General features: G+C 64.6%; 9 protein-coding genes and 1 pseudogene. All 10 read left to right on the forward strand.

What is annotated here, in order from left to right; genetic code table 11:
* Positions 1–394: 394 nt before the first annotated feature.
* The 10 genes and pseudogenes from wecB to LK03_RS05860 all read left to right on the forward strand — a co-directional run bounded on the left by wecB (position 395) and on the right by LK03_RS05860 (position 14,671).
* Positions 395–1,564 (forward strand): non-hydrolyzing UDP-N-acetylglucosamine 2-epimerase, encoded by a 1,170-nt coding sequence (wecB, locus tag LK03_RS05815; RefSeq protein ID WP_038411478.1) that lies wholly within the window; start codon positions 395–397, stop codon positions 1,562–1,564.
* A 240-nt stretch (positions 1,565–1,804) separates the two neighbouring features.
* On the forward strand, positions 1,805–4,000 hold the full coding sequence (locus LK03_RS05820) for a cellulose biosynthesis cyclic di-GMP-binding regulatory protein BcsB (RefSeq protein ID WP_038411479.1): 2,196 nt from the start codon (positions 1,805–1,807) through the stop codon (positions 3,998–4,000).
* Between the two features lie 3 nt (positions 4,001–4,003).
* Positions 4,004–5,653: pseudogene (locus LK03_RS05825) on the forward strand (glycosyl transferase family protein); the annotation flags it as partial.
* Positions 5,654–5,733: 80 nt separating this feature from the next.
* On the forward strand, positions 5,734–8,562 hold the full coding sequence (locus tag LK03_RS05830) for an NfrA family protein (protein WP_038411480.1): 2,829 nt from the start codon (positions 5,734–5,736) through the stop codon (positions 8,560–8,562).
* 23 nt (positions 8,563–8,585) lie between these two features.
* Positions 8,586–9,581, forward strand: coding sequence for an alginate O-acetyltransferase AlgX-related protein (locus LK03_RS05835; RefSeq protein ID WP_205621228.1), 996 nt, complete (start codon positions 8,586–8,588; stop codon positions 9,579–9,581).
* 3 nt (positions 9,582–9,584) lie between these two features.
* Positions 9,585–10,697 carry an alginate O-acetyltransferase AlgX-related protein gene (locus LK03_RS05840; protein WP_038411482.1) on the forward strand — a complete coding sequence of 371 codons (1,113 nt, stop codon included), beginning with the start codon at positions 9,585–9,587 and terminating at the stop codon, positions 10,695–10,697.
* Complete coding sequence (locus LK03_RS05845; protein ID WP_038411483.1) at positions 10,687–12,264, forward strand: MBOAT family O-acyltransferase; 1,578 nt, start codon at positions 10,687–10,689, stop codon at positions 12,262–12,264. Before LK03_RS05840 ends, LK03_RS05845 begins: the two co-directional genes overlap by 11 nt.
* Positions 12,265–12,281: 17 nt before the next feature.
* Positions 12,282–12,530: an acyl carrier protein gene (locus LK03_RS05850; RefSeq protein ID WP_038411484.1), complete on the forward strand. Its 249-nt coding sequence runs from the start codon at positions 12,282–12,284 to the stop codon at positions 12,528–12,530.
* Between the two features lie 12 nt (positions 12,531–12,542).
* Positions 12,543–14,015: an AMP-binding protein gene (locus LK03_RS05855; protein ID WP_038411485.1), complete on the forward strand. Its 1,473-nt coding sequence runs from the start codon at positions 12,543–12,545 to the stop codon at positions 14,013–14,015.
* Entirely contained in the window at positions 14,012–14,671 is a 660-nt protein-coding gene (locus tag LK03_RS05860; protein ID WP_038411486.1) for an alginate O-acetyltransferase AlgF, read from the forward strand. Before LK03_RS05855 ends, LK03_RS05860 begins: the two co-directional genes overlap by 4 nt.
* The last annotated feature ends 5 nt before the right edge of the window (positions 14,672–14,676 follow it).

Raw genomic sequence — 14,676 nt, forward strand, 5'->3', positions numbered from 1 at the left:
AAAGGCCTCAACCCACGGCGGCTAACACACCTTCGAGCCACTCACTGCAGGGGACTATCAAACCACTATTCACATGAATTGATAGTGAGGCGAGTATTCAATCAAACACGTATTTGAAACTTGTCCAACAGGACAATTTCAAGTCATTCGGGTCTTTGCCGATACACTAATTGATGATCGAAGTCTCCTGAACATGAGAGTAAATAATCGTTACAGCCACGCGACTTATAACGAACGCTGCGGTCTGTTAATACACCAGGGAGGGGCCATCGAAGAACGGCCAAGACATTCATTTTAAAGGTTTATTTAGTCGGTGACGGAACCCTTACAGGATAATGGCAGTCCGGTATCATCCGACCTCCCTGAGCACTCGAAGATTGTGGAATAGCGCGCAATGAAGATTCTGATTTTGTTCGGCACCCGCCCGGAAGCCATCAAGATGGCGCCGCTGGTGAAGGTGCTCGAGAACACCGAAGGTGTCGAAAGCATTGTCTGCAGCACCGGCCAGCACCGACAGATGCTCGATCAGGTTCTGCAACTGTTCGACATCCAGGTCGATCACGATCTGGACGTGATGGTCGCCGGGCAGACCCTCAATGGGCTGTTCAGTCGTCTGATGGGGCGTCTCGACACCCTGCTCGAAGAAGTCCGCCCGGACTGCGTGCTGGTACACGGTGACACCACCACCGCCGCCGCCTGTGCCCTGGCCGCCTTCCACCGACGCATCCCGATCGGTCACGTGGAAGCGGGCCTGCGCACTGGTGACCTGACCCAGCCATTCCCTGAAGAAATGAGCCGCCGTGTGGTCGATGTCATGGGCCGATGGCTGTTCGCCCCGACCATCACTTCGCGCACCAACCTGCTGCGCGAGAACCTTCAGGGCGAAATCTACGTCACCGGCAATACGGTAATCGACGCCCTTGACCTGATCGTGCAGAAGCTGGAGCGCGAGCCGGCGCTGGGGCAGTCGTTCGCCGCGCGCTATCCCTGGCTGGACGACAGCCGACGTCTGATCCTGGTCACCGGCCACCGCCGCGAGAACTTCGGCGACGGCTTCAGACAGATCTGCCAGGCCCTGGCAGAGCTTGGCCAGCGCGACGACGTGCAGATCGTCTACCCGGTACACCTCAATCCGAGCGTGCGCGACGTGGTGATGAGCATGCTCAGCGACCGGCACAACGTGCACCTGATCGACCCCCTCGACTACCTGGAATTCGTCTGGTTCATGCAGCGCGCCTACCTGGTGCTGACGGATTCGGGCGGCGTCCAGGAAGAGGCCCCGCATCTGGGCAAGCCGGTGCTGGTGATGCGCAACACCACCGAGCGTCCCGAGGCGGTCACCTCCGGCACGGTGAAGCTGGTCGGTACCGACAGCGCGACCATCGTCGAGGCTGTACGGATGATGCTCGACGACGACGCGCTCTATAACCACATGGCGCGAAGTGTCAATCCGTATGGCGATGGCAAAGCCAGTGAGCGAATTGCCGACGTCTTATTAGGGCGAGAGTTCAATCCATTTCAACAAGAAGTAATTGCCCCGAAAAGTCATAATAATGACGCATAAACTTTGACAGCGACCGCTTAGTCAAAAGGTCATCAATTAATTGACGATTCCATTTTGATACCGGAGAATGCCGAATCAATAGGGTTCCAAGCGTGTAGGCGAGGCGTGTATTCAATACACGCGCTCGCCAACGCTGATGCCGTTAGTTAAGTACAAGTTACAATCCCTAATCGCCGTCAGCACGTGCGTTTCATGCTTGTGACAGCTGCCTCTGCCACCAGACATCCAAGGACCTGAAAGTTGAGCCACACGCCCAGTCGTTTCCAGTTAGCCATTCTTGGTGCGGTATTCCTCGCCTCGCCTATCGCATGGGCCAACCCGCCTGCCAGCTCACCGGTCAGCAGCGCCCTGCTGACACTGGCGGGCGAAGACTGGGTGTCGCGCAGCATTTCGCTCAAGGACCTTGGCATTGCCAACCCGATCGTGCTCGACCAGGCCGACAACCGTCAGTCGTTCTTCCTGCCCGTGCCGCGAACGGTGGCGATCAGCGATGCGCAACTGGAGCTCAACGGTCAGTTCATCCGTGGTGAAGAACTGCCGGCCACGTTCCGCGTCGGTCTCGACGGTCAGCCGCGCATCGCCGAACGCGTAACCCGTGGCGAAGGGGATGTGAATCGCAAACTGCCAGTCGACACCGGGCAGCACATGAGCGGTTTCGTGCGCCTGTCGGTCGACTGGAGTTCGCCGGTTTCCGAAGAGTTCTGCAGTCCGCCGCGGCCGACCGCGAACATCCTCACGCTGTCGCCGCAGACGCGTCTGACCTATCGCTTCTCGCTGGCCTCGCTGAAAACCTTGTCAGACGCCTGGAGCATCCTGCCGCCCGATCCGGTGATCCTGGTCGCCGCCGGCCCGCTGGCTCGGGAAAGCTTCGACAGCGCCTGGCGTGTAGGTGTGGCGCTTGAGCGCAATGCCCGTCGCTCCAAGGTGCAGGCCTTGCCGCAAGTGGGTGACAAGGTCAGCCTGCCCACCCTCGACATCCCCGCAGCGCTGAGCAACGTGCCGGCTTTCGCCGCCCTGCGCAGTGGTTCCGAGCACACCCTGGCCAACGCCGCCGAACTCGGTGCGCTGCTGATGCTCGACACCCCGGCCACCCGCGCTGACCTGGCGATTGCCGACAGTGAGCTGGTCAAGCAGCTCAATACCGCGTTCGACGCCCTCGGCCAACAGTTGAGCAACGATCCTGCCGCCGCTGCCGTGCTGCAGCAATGGCGCAAGCAGCGCGCCAGCCTGGCCAATGCCCCGCTGGGCAGCCAGCAGGTGCAGTTGCTCAGCCTCGGTCGCCAGGCGTTGATCGGCGTCGCCGCCGATGCCGGTGCCAAGGCAGCCGGCGTGTTCGACCCGCAATGGCGCAACGTACTGGTGTCGCCCACCGCCGAAGTCAAAGAGGCCGATACCGCGCTGCGCAACGCCCACGACCACCTGCGCCTGAGCACCCTGGGCGGTGATTTCGGTGTCTTCGACGTGGTCAGCCGCGGCGAATGGACCGCCACCTTCCCGCTCAGCGCGGTGTCGGTCAACGGCCGCATGCCCGGTGAGTTCAACCTGGATGTCGCTGCCGCCCCAGGTGCGTCGATCACCAAGCCCGTGGCTTCGATCATCTGGAACAACGTACTGCTCAACGCCGCCCAGCTGGATGCCGATGGCACCCGCGAGCGCCTCAGTGCGCGCATTCCCGGCTACGCCCTGGGCGTGACCAACACCGTGCAGGTGCGCTTCCAGCGCCAGCCGGTGTCGCCTAACTGCGCCGAGGTGCCGCAGGCCTATCCGGTCAACGTGCTGCCCAGCAGCTACCTGACCTCGGCCAAGGCCGAACCCGATGGCACCTTCCTCGGCCTGCTGCCGCTGCTGGCCGGTAGCCCGCAGGTGATCGTCGATGCCAATGCCCTGAACAACCCGGTCGCGCCACTGGGCAAGCTGATCCGCCTGGCCAATGCCGCCGCGCTGTCGCCGCTCAAGGCCGAACTGGTGCTGCATGAAGGCGATGGCGAGGTTTCGCCGAACCAGGCCTTCCTGGCGATGGATGTAAAGGTGGCTGGCGCCAAGCCGATTCTCGGGGTCGCCGAGGTCGAGCGTCTGCAAGCCCAGGGTAACGATCGTCTGGCCCTCGACCTGCAAGGCCCGCAACCGCTGGGCACGCTGTCGGTGGTCGATTCCGGTGCCCAGCACGGCATTCTCTGGAGCACCTTGGGTAACCCGCAGATGGTGCCTGCCGACCCCTTCCTGCTGACCAAGGGCAATGCCGTGGTGATCGGCGAGCAAGGCCCGCTGACCTGGGTCGACACCACCGATCCTGAGCTGGACCTGACCGGCACACCGTTCCATCAGTGGCGCAAGCAGCTGGTGTGGGCGCTGCCGACACTGGCCGGCATCGTGCTGGTGCTGTTGCTGCTCGGCATCCTCGCGCGCCGCATGCGCAACAAGAACAAAGGCCACTGAGTCGTGTCCTCGCTCTATTGGCCGTACCTGCTGGCGGACTATTACCGGATCCTGGAGGTCTTCACGGCGGTGGTCGGGATTCTCATCCTGATATCCAGCCTCGACGACCTGTTCATCGACCTCTGGTACTGGACCCGCCAGGCCTACCGTAAACTGCTCATCCGCCGTAAGCGCTACCAGGCGCTGACGGTCGAGCAGTTGCTGGCCAAGCCGGAGCAACCGCTGGCGATCATGATTCCCGCCTGGCTGGAATACGACGTGATCGCGCCGATGCTGGAAAACATGGTCGGCTCGCTGGACTACAAGAACTACTACATCTTCGTCGGCACCTACTGCAACGACCAGCGCACCATCGATGAAGTCGAACGCATGCGCCGGCGCTACAAGCAGCTGATTCGCGTGGAAGTGCCCCACGGCGGGCCGACCTGCAAGGCCGACTGCCTGAACTGGATCATCCAGGCGATCTTCGCCCAGGATGCGCGCATGCCCGAGCCCTTCGCCGGGATGATCCTGCATGACAGCGAAGACGTGCTGCACCGGCTGGAGCTGCACTACTTCAATTACCTGCTGCCACGCATCGACTTCATCCAGCTGCCGGTGACCTCGCTGGAGCGTGACTGGTACGAATTGGTTGCCGGCACCTACATGGACGAGTTCGCCGAATGGCACACCAAGGACCTGGTGGTGCGTGAAAGCCTGTCGCGCATGGTGCCTTCGGCCGGTGTCGGCACCTGCTTCTCGCGCAGGGCCATGCTCGAGCTGTCGGCCGAAACCAACAACCAGCCGTTCAACACCGACACCCTCACCGAGGACTACGACATCGGTGCGCGCCTGGCGCGGCGCGGCATGAAGCAGATCTTCGGCAAGTTCCCAGTCGACTACGTGGCCAAGCGAAGCACCTGGTTCGGCCACGGTCGCGACAAAATGATCGCCATTCGCATGCCACTGGGCGTGCGCGAATACTTCCCCGACACCTTCCGCACCGCCTACCGGCAGAAAGCCCGCTGGACCCTGGGCATCGGCTTGCAGGGCTGGAGCCAGGTGGGCTGGGAAGGCTCGCTGGCCACCAAGTACCTGCTGTTCCGCGACCGCAAGGGCCTGATTACCTCGTTCATCGCCATCCTGGCCTATGTGCTGCTGGCCCAGCATCTGTTCTTCCTGGCCATCGGGATTTCCGGTTACTGGTCGACCTTCTTCCCTTCGACCTTCCGCCCCAACAGCTGGCTGCTCGACCTGATGTGGGTGAACACCTTCGCCCTTAGCCTGCGCATCATTCAGCGCGCCTATTTCGTCGGCAACATGTATGGCTGGGAACACGCCTTGCTGTCCGGGCCGCGGATGATCATCGGCAACTTCATCAACGCCATGGCCGCCGCCCGCGCCTGGCGCCTGTACCTGGGCTACCTGTTCCTCAACAAGCCGCTGGTGTGGGACAAGACCATGCACGACTTCCCTTCCGCCGATCAGTTGCACCAGCAACGGCTGCGTCTGGGCGAGCTGCTGGTGTCGTGGCGCGCCATCGACGAAACCACCCTGGCCCAGGCGCTCAAGGCCCAGGCCGAAGAACACAAGCCGCTTGGGCAAATTCTGCTGGAGAACGGCTATCTGGATGCCGATACCTTGAATGAGGCGATCCTGTTCCAGCAGGAGGTCAGCGAGCCAGCACCCGGCTCGCCTGAGGCTGCCAAGCACGCTGATGTCACCGTCAACCCGGAACAGGTCACCGCCAAGCCATGAACTTCACCCGTACCACCTCGCTGTTGCTGGGGGCCTGGCTGAGCTGTGCGGCGGTGTCTGCGTTCGCCGCTGAAGAAGTGCCGCTGGAAGGTGTGGCCTGGGGCGAGGCCAGCCGTGCCTACAGCAACTATGAAGCGGGCCGTTACCGTGAGGCGGTGCAGCATGCCGACGGTGCGCTGAAGTTTCGTCCCGACGTGGTACGTCTGCACCTGCTCAAGATCTACGCCCTCGAAAAGCTCGGCCAGCGCGCCCAGGCCCGTCAGGCGGCACAAGCGGCGATCAAGCAGGGCCTGCGCGACCCGGCGCTGCAAAGGGCGGTGGTCAACCTGCAACCGGTAGCACCGGTACGCCGCACCGCCAGCGGCGCGACCGCCAGCGCCGCCAGTGCACCGACCACCTCGGCCGCCTACCGCCGCGGTTTCCCCATTGCCACCAAGGCCTATGCCAGCTACAACGCCAACGCCTTCCAGGAGGCCGAACGCGGCGCCGAACAGGCGTTTCGCATCGACCCCAGCCAAGGCGCCTGGGCGATGCTCTGGCTCGACGCGCTGGAAGCCCAGCAGCGCTGGGCCGATGCTGCCCAGGCGGTAGATACCGCGATCAAGCTCGGCGCGCCCAACGCCAACGACCTGCAAGCCCGGCGTCAGACCCTCAACCGGCGCATGGCCATACGCCCGGCAGAACAGGCCTACCAGGCGCTGATCGCCAACCGACCGGGCGATGCCGTGCCGCTGGCCCGGGAAGCCGCGCGCCTGGCGCCGGACATCGCCAGCCACCGCCTGTTGCTGGTCACTTCCCTGCTGCTGGACAACCAGCCTGCCGCCGCCGAACAGGCCGCCGACCAGGCCTTGCAGGACGACGACGAAAGCACCGTGATGCTGGTCATGCGCGGCTACCTGCGCCAGTTCCAGGGCAAGACCCAGGCCGCGCAGAGTGACTTCGACGCCGCCCTGGCCCAGGACTGGCTCGACGAAGAACAACTGCGCAACGTGCGCCTGATCGCCATCGACGGCGCCCTGGCCAGCGGCGACCAAGCCCGTGCCGAGGCCCTGCTGGCGCCGATGGACAAGACCGACGACGCGGTCATTCGCCGGCAGAAAACCCTCGCCGATGGCCGCACCCCGGCAGCCCCGCTGACGCTGGCCAGCTACCCTTCGCCAAGCCAGTCGTGCCAGGACACCCCCTACGGCACCCAGTGCGAACTGCTGCCCGCCGACACCAACGGCGCCACCGGCCCTGCCGGCGAAGCCTACGCCGCCTATGGCCGACAGGACTTCCAGGAAGCCATCGACAAGGCCCGCCTGGCCGTCGACCAGGAACCAGACAACGTCAACTTCCAGCGCCTGCTGACCACCGCGCTGGCCTCCGGCAACGACGCCCAGGCGGCCGAGGCCGAGCAGCGCATGAGCGATGCCATCGCCCGCACCCCAAGCGATGCCGACCTGCTGATGCAGCGCGGCTACTTGCGCATGCGCATGCGTGAACCGGCCCGCGCCCGGGAAGACTTCCGCGCCGCCCAGGACACCGGCAAGGCGCCGAAAACCGTGGCCCTCGACGAGGCCTACGCGCTGTCGGCCATGGGCGAAAACCCCGCTGCCGTGCGCCAGCTCAAGAGCGTGATCGACAAGGATGACGCCGGCGAGCTGAAACTCGACCCGCAGCAGCGCTACAACACGCGCAACGCCATCACCGGGCTGGACCGCGAATGGGGCGCGACGCTGTCGCTCGGCTACCGCGGCGCACGGCCCAGCACCTCGGTGTCCGGCGCTGGCCTGAGTACTGCGGGCGATGCCGTGTTCAGCACCGCCGAGGCGTACTGGCGGCCCTCCCAGCTGAACAACCAGAACGGCATGCTGGAAGTCTATGGGCGGCTGACCAACACGCTGTACGACAGCGGCGGCAAGCTGGAGTCGGACGGCTTCATCGATCCGTGCTCGCGAGCCTTCACCGCCAACGCGCGCACCACCGAGTCCAGTTCGGTCACCGGCTTTCCCAGCACCATCGGTTCGCTGGGTGTGCGCTACATGCTCTCTGACACGGGCTTCACCTTCGGCCTCGAGCGGCGCTTCTTCATAGGTTCAGCGACGCGGGAGGGCACGGCGTTTCCGGCGTCGAGGACCGACCAGTGCTCGATTCAGCAGGCGATTCAGCGTGAAAACCAACGCCGTGCACAAGACGATCAGATCAACGGCCTGCTCACCCGCTACAAACTCGGCGGCAGTGCCGGTGGCTGGCTGGCCTACACCACCTACGGCTTCTACCACGGCACCGAACGGCGCATGGACGTACCGAGCTGGTTCACCACCGAAGCCTACTCGCAGCTGGGCTACTCGCTGGAAGACAACTCGGCCAAGTACACGCTGTACGACGTCGATAGCAACGGCAAAGCCAGCCGTGAGCTGATGCAGGCCAATGGCAGCCTGCGCCGCGAGCAGTTGTTCCTCAGCAACGAGATTCGCGTCGGTCGCAGTTACCGAATCGACGCCATCTCGCCGAACCTGGTGGCGTTCCCGCACATCGTTGGCGCCGCCGACTGGATCTGGCAGAAAGACCAGGCCACTGGCCTCAAGGTCAGCAGCGGCGCAGAGAACTTCCCAGTGCTTGCGGCCGGTCTGCCGGACAAGAACCTGTCCCTGACCAATGATGCCCGGTCGTGGTCGATGGGCGTTGGCCCCGGCCTCAACCTGCGCTACTGGTTCCGCGAGGACCACTACCACACGCCACGTTCCTACCTCGATTGGTCCATGCAGTACCGCCTGCCGATTGGCGGTGGCGCAACCGAACGAGCCAAGGGCCTATTCATGAACCTGACGCTGTCTTACTGACCAGTGCCATGCCGAGGTACACCATGACGTTCTCACCTCTGTTCGCCCCCGTCGCCAAACGCCTGAGCACCGCCCTGCTGGCGGCTGCCCTGGGCCTGGGCGCCAGCGCTGCGCTGGCCGACGATTCCTCGATCATCCTGCGCGGCAGCGATGGCTGGCTGTTCCCAGGCTGGGGCAGCCTCACCGAAGTCGACAGCCGTGGCATCAACGATTCCACCGCACTGATCAAGGACGCCCAGCAAGCCCTGGCCGCCCGCGGCATCAAACTGCAAGTGCTGGTGCTGCCCGACAAGACCCGCTTCTACCCCGACAAACTGCCCGCCGGCAAAAGCCTGAGCCCGGCCGTGCAGCAGCGCTACAAGACCATCCTCAGCAGCCTGCGCCAGGCCGGCATCAGCGCCATCGACGACGAACAGGTGCTGCGCCAGCTCAAGGACAAGGGCACCGACGTGTTCTACCGCACCGACCAGCACTGGACGCAGCCGGCAGCCGATGCCACCGCCGTCGCCACCGCTGAACAGGTGCGCCGCGACGTGCCGACCCTCAAAGGCAACGCCGGCAGCGGCATGGCCCTGGGCAGCGAGTTCAAGGAGCGCCGTTTCGGTGACCTGGCCGAGCGCTTCCTGACCCCCGACCAGCGCAAGGAAACCGGTCGCGAGACCTTCACCGTGCGCCGCCAGGTCGCCGCTGACAGCCTGCTCGGGGACACCCCGGCGCCGCTGCACGTGACCGGCCACAGCATGGTGCAGCCGTACTTCGGCTTCCCGCAGAAGCTGTCCAACAGCCTCGACCGTCCGGTGTCGGTGAACTGGAAGCCGGGCAACGTCGGCCAGTGGATCATGCTGCTCGAATACCTGGAGTCGGCCGACTTCAAGCGCAACCCGCCGCAAGTGCTGGTCTGGCAGATGTTCGAGCCAACTTACGCACAAGGCCCGCAAGCCAGCGGCCTGTGGGACAACGCCTCGATCATGAGCCCTGACACCTGGCGCCAACGCCTGCGTGCTGCCGTCGGAAAGTGAACCATGGCTGAAAAAGGCTCATCTGAGTCGTCCACTCACCGCGGCTATACCACCGCGGTGATCGCGTTACTGCTGTTCGCGCAGGTCTGCGGGCTGTGGATGCTGTTCACCAGCAAGCTCGACACCGCACAGTTGCGCCCAGCCGCCTGGTTCGATGGTGAAGCCGGCAAAGCCATGGGCGATGCCTTGCAGCCCAGTGTGCAGAACGACGCCGACACGCTCAGCGCCGCGCTGCGCTATCGGCTGCTCGGTGACCTTGGCGCGCAGGTGGTACAGGGTTGCCCTGGCTGGCTGTTCTACCGCGATGGCCTGCGCGCGCAACCCGGCGTGCACGGTGCCTTCGAGGCGCGTGTGGCGCTGATGAAGCACTGGTCAGCGCAACTGCGCGAGCAGGGCGTGCAGTTGCTGGTGGTCACCGTGCCGGACAAATCCCGTGTGGAAACCCAGGCCCTGTGCGGGCTGCAGCAAACTGCCCAGATGCAGGCGCGGCTCGGGCAATGGCAAGCGATCCTGACGCAACAGGGTGTGAACCACGTCGACCTCAGCGCGGCCCTGGGCGAGCAGGCGTTTTTCCGCACCGACGTGCACATGAATACCCGTGGCGCGCAGCGTGCCGCCGATGCCGTGGCCCGTGGCGCCCTGGCGCTGCTGCCGGGCAAGGGCGAGCAACGCTTCAGCAGCGTGCTGGCCGATGCCGAGCAGCCGCGCATGGGCGACATGATCGTCCTCGCCGGCTTGGAACATGCCCCCGCCAGCTGGCGCCCGGCGCTGGACCAGGAACGCGAAGAACAACTGCGCGCCGAAGCCTCGGGCGGTCTGCTCGATGACACGCCGCCGGTGCAGGTGCTGCTCGCCGGCAGCTCCAATGGCCGGCGCAGCGGCTTCGCCGAACGGCTGGGGCGTGATCTCGGCCAGCAGGTGTGGAACCAGAGCCGCGATGGCGGCCAGTTCTGCGGCGCCTTTCTCGCCGCCCTGGGCGAGCGTGCGCGCTGGCCCGGCAGCCTGAAACTGGTGATCTGGGAATTCTCCGAAAGCGCGTTGTCGCTCCCGTTGACCGCTGATGAACGCGCCGCGCTGGCGGCGTTACCTGAAGGACAGGCCCCCGATGCTCTTTAACTCTTACCTGTTCCTCTGCCTGTTCCTGCCGCTGACCCTGGCGGTGCACTACCTGGTCGCCGCGCGCAGCCCACGCGGGGCAGCGTTCTGGCTGTGCGCCACGTCGATCATCTTCTACGGCTGGTGGAACCCGCAGTTCGTCCTGCTGCTGCTCGGCTCGATCGCCTTCAACTACCTGGTGAGCCTGGCGATTCTCGCCTGTGCCGGGCGCTCGCGCCTGCAACTGTTAGTGACCAGCCTGGGCGTGATCGCCGACCTGGCGCTGCTGTTCCACTACAAGTATTTCGTCACCCTGGTGAACTTCGCCCACGACTGGGGCCTGGCCGGCACCCGCCTGGACGACATCATCCTGCCGCTGGGTATCTCGTTCTTCACCTTCACCCAGATCGGCTTTCTGCTCGACTGCCGCGCTGGCATCGTCAAGGAACGCAGCCTGCTCAGCTACGTGCTGTTCGTGACCTTCTTCCCGCACCTCATTGCCGGGCCGATCCTGCATCACAAAGAGATGATGCCGCAGTTCGCCGACCCCAAGACCTACCGCTTCCGCGCAGAAAACCTCAGCGTCGGCGCCATGCTGTTCATCATCGGCCTGGCCAAGAAGGTGCTGCTGGCCGACCCCATCGCGCCGTATGCCGACGCCGGTTTCGCCACCCCCGGCACCCTGGGTTTCTGGGCCTCATGGGGCACCGGCACTGCCTATGCGCTGCAACTGTACTTCGACTTTTCCGGCTATTCGGACATGGCCCTGGGCCTGGCGAAGATGTTCGGCGTGCGCTTCCCGCTCAACTTCAATTCGCCGTACAAGGCCAGCAACATCATCGAGTTCTGGAGTCGCTGGCACATGACCCTGACCCGCTACCTGACCGCCTACCTGTATTACCCGGTGGCCATGGCGGTGTCGGAATGGCGCGCCAGGCGCGGCCTGCCCATCGGCACCCAGGGCACGTCCACGCTGGGCGGCTTTGCGGCAGCGATCATCCTGCCCACCACCTTCACCATGGGCCTGGCCGGAATCTGGCACGGCGCCGGCCTGCAGTTTCTGATTTTCGGCCTGCTGCATGCAGGCTACCTGTCGATCAACCATGCCTGGCGCATCTTCGTGGTCGGGCGCAAGGTCGGGCAGATCCAGCCCGGGCGCCTGCAGCTGATCGGCTGCGTGCTGCTGACCTTCGCTGCGGTGATCGTCGCGCAAGCGTTCTTCCGCGCTGAATCGACCTCTGATGCCGTGCTGCTGGTCGAAGGCATGTTCGGCCTGCGCGGTTTCGACGCGTTGCCAGACGTCGTGTACCCCGCCGGAATCACCCTTGGGGACGCCTGGCGCCTGCTGATCGGCCGTCACCTGGAAGGGCTGCATATTCTGGCGGTGCTGGCGGTGGCTTGGTTCTTGCCCAACTCTCAGCAGATAATGGGCGGCTTTTCGCCATCACTGGCGAAGGCCCGCCTCGATGGCCCGGCCCTGCTGCGCTGGAAACCCAACGCGGTGTGGCTGGTAATCATGCTGGTGCTGCTCGCGCTGTGCCTGATGAACCTGCACAAAGAAGCGCGCTTCCTGTATTTCCAATTCTGACGTTTGGAGTGATTCCGATGAGCGACGCAACCCTCAAGCAACACCTGGCCAGCATCATCGAAGACGTTATCGGCACGCCGGTCCAGGCCGACGACCAGCTCATCGAATCGGGTCTGGTTGACTCGATGACAGCAGTAGACATCGTGATGGCGGTAAGGCTCGAGTTCGGCTGCAGGATGCCACCGACCGAAATCGACGAACACCTGGAGTCGGTCAATGCGTTGGCCCGGTTCGTGAAAGCCAACATGCTCAACCGGGTGTATTAAGGAGCACGGACGATGCACTTCGATTTCGACCGCTGCCAGTTTGCCGAAACCGATCGCGCCCCCGATGCCCCTGCCCTGTGTGACAGCCAGCGCGCGCTGCACTGGGCCGGCCTTGCCGAGGCGGTCGAGGGCTGGTGTGCACGAGCCATGGCGCAGGGCATCGCGCCGGGCACGGCGTTGGTGCTCAGCGGGCACAAGCAGATCGAGTTCGTCGTCGCCATGCTCGGCTGCCTGCGCCTTGGCGTGACCTACGTACCGGTCGACAGCATCAACCCGCCGCCGCGCCTGCAACGCATCATCGAACTGGTCGGCGCCGGGCACTGCTACGACGCCGAGCAGGATGCCTTCCGCACCACCGAGGCCGCCGCCGTGCCGCTCAAGGAGGCGGGCCTGGCCTACATCATGTTCACCTCCGGCAGCACCGGTGACCCAAAAGGCGTGCAGATCGGCCGCGACAGCGTGGCGCTGTTCGCCGGCTGGATTCGCGACTGCCTGGCGTTGGGCGAAGCGCCGTGCTTCATGAACCAGATGCTGTTCAGTTTCGATTTCTCGCTGTTCGACCTGTGTGGCGCGCTAGCGCTGGGCGGGCAGTGCGTGCTGTGCCCGCGCGAGGTGATCGCCGACCCTGAACAGTTCGTCGGTTATCTTGCCAGCAGCCAGGTCAACGTCTGGGCCTCGACGCCCTCGTTCGTGCGCCAGCAACTGCTCAACGACGACTTCAACGCCCAGCACCTGCCGACGCTGAACACCTTCGTGTTCGGCGCCGAATCGCTCACGGGCGCGTTGGCCAACCAGCTGTGGCAGCGCTTCCCCTCGGCGCGGATCATCAATTCCTACGGCCCCACCGAGGCGACCTGCTCGACCACCTGGATCGAAATTCTCCCGCCGCTGGAAGGCTCGACCCAGCCGCTGTCGATTGGTCGCGCCAAGCCTTATGCCGAGCTGTTGCTCGATGACGGCGAACTGTGCATCGCGGGCGACCATGTCATGCGTGGCTACCTCAACCGCCCCGACCTGAGCGCCGCCGTGCTATTCGACCATCACGGCAAGCGCGCCTACCGCAGTGGCGACCTGGCCGAGATCGACGAACAGGGCCGGGTGTTCTTCCATGGCCGGCGCGATGACCAGATCAAACTGCACGGCTACCGCATCGAACTGGGCGAAGTGGATGCCAAGCTGAGCGCCCTGCCCGGCGTCGGCCAGGCGGCGGCGATCGTTCTGCGGCGTCCGGACGGCACGGCGCTGCGTATGGTCGGCTTCGTCGAAACCCACGGCCACCTGCCCAAGGAAACCCTCGGCCCCCTGCCCGACGGCCTGGATGACTGGAAACAACGACTCGCCGCCAACGTGCCGGCGTATATGATTCCCTCGGAACTGCTGGCCTGCGGCGGCTTTCCTACGACTGCGTCAGATAAAGTCGATCGCAAGCGCCTGGCAGCGCTGTATCAACAGGCCCGCTCGAAAAAGCCCAAGGAAGCCCAATGACTATTCGTGCTGTGATGGCCGGCGTCTCGCTGCTGGTCGCTGCTGTATCTGCCCCCGTTTTCGCCGAGGGGCGCCTGGCCCAGCTGTATGCGCCGCGTGCCCCCGAAGGCTCGGCGTTCATCCGCGTGCTGCAAGCCGGCGAGAAGTCGCTGAGCGTGCAGGTCGGGCGCAACGCGCCGCAGAAGCTCGAAGCCGGTACCCGCGCCAGCGCCTACAACGTGGTGGAAAGCGGCAAGTCGGTGGAACTGCGCATCGGCGACGCCGTGGTCGGCAGCCTCAACCCGCCAGCCGGCAGCTACCAGAGCGTGTTGCTGGACAACGGCAAGCTGGTGGTGCTGAACGACCAAAGCGCCGGCGACGATGCGCTCAAGGCCGAGCTACGTTTCTACAACCTGGTCAGCGACTGCCCAACCGCCGCACTGGCGGTCGAGAATGGCCCGGCGCTGTTCACCGATGTGGCCGTCAATACCAGCCAGGCCCGCGCCATCAACCCGGTCAAGGCCAGCCTGAGCGCCAGCTGCGTCATGGCCAACAGCCAGACGCTGGAGCTGCCGCCGCTGCAACCGGGCGACCACTACGCCCTGTTCCTCACCGGCAGCGCCAGCCAGCCGACCTTGCACGGTGAACTCAGCCGCACTGCACCTTTCACTCGGTGAACCCC

It is taken from the genome of Pseudomonas cremoricolorata, assembly GCF_000759535.1.
GTDB lineage: Bacteria > Pseudomonadota > Gammaproteobacteria > Pseudomonadales > Pseudomonadaceae > Aquipseudomonas > Aquipseudomonas cremoricolorata_A.

Bases quoted from the DNA above. Each gene is read 5' to 3' on its own strand.
- wecB (WP_038411478.1), top strand. From the start codon at position 395: ATGAAGATTCTGATTTTGTTCGGCACCCGCCCGGAAGCCATCAAGATG.
- LK03_RS05830 (WP_038411480.1), top strand. From the start codon at position 5,734: ATGAACTTCACCCGTACCACCTCGCTGTTGCTGGGGGCCTGGCTGAGC.
- LK03_RS05835 (WP_205621228.1), top strand. From the start codon at position 8,586: ATGACGTTCTCACCTCTGTTCGCCCCCGTCGCCAAACGCCTGAGCACC.
- LK03_RS05840 (WP_038411482.1), top strand. From the start codon at position 9,585: ATGGCTGAAAAAGGCTCATCTGAGTCGTCCACTCACCGCGGCTATACC.
- LK03_RS05845 (WP_038411483.1), top strand. From the start codon at position 10,687: ATGCTCTTTAACTCTTACCTGTTCCTCTGCCTGTTCCTGCCGCTGACC.
- LK03_RS05850 (WP_038411484.1), top strand. From the start codon at position 12,282: ATGAGCGACGCAACCCTCAAGCAACACCTGGCCAGCATCATCGAAGAC.
- LK03_RS05855 (WP_038411485.1), top strand. From the start codon at position 12,543: ATGCACTTCGATTTCGACCGCTGCCAGTTTGCCGAAACCGATCGCGCC.
- LK03_RS05860 (WP_038411486.1), top strand. From the start codon at position 14,012: ATGACTATTCGTGCTGTGATGGCCGGCGTCTCGCTGCTGGTCGCTGCT.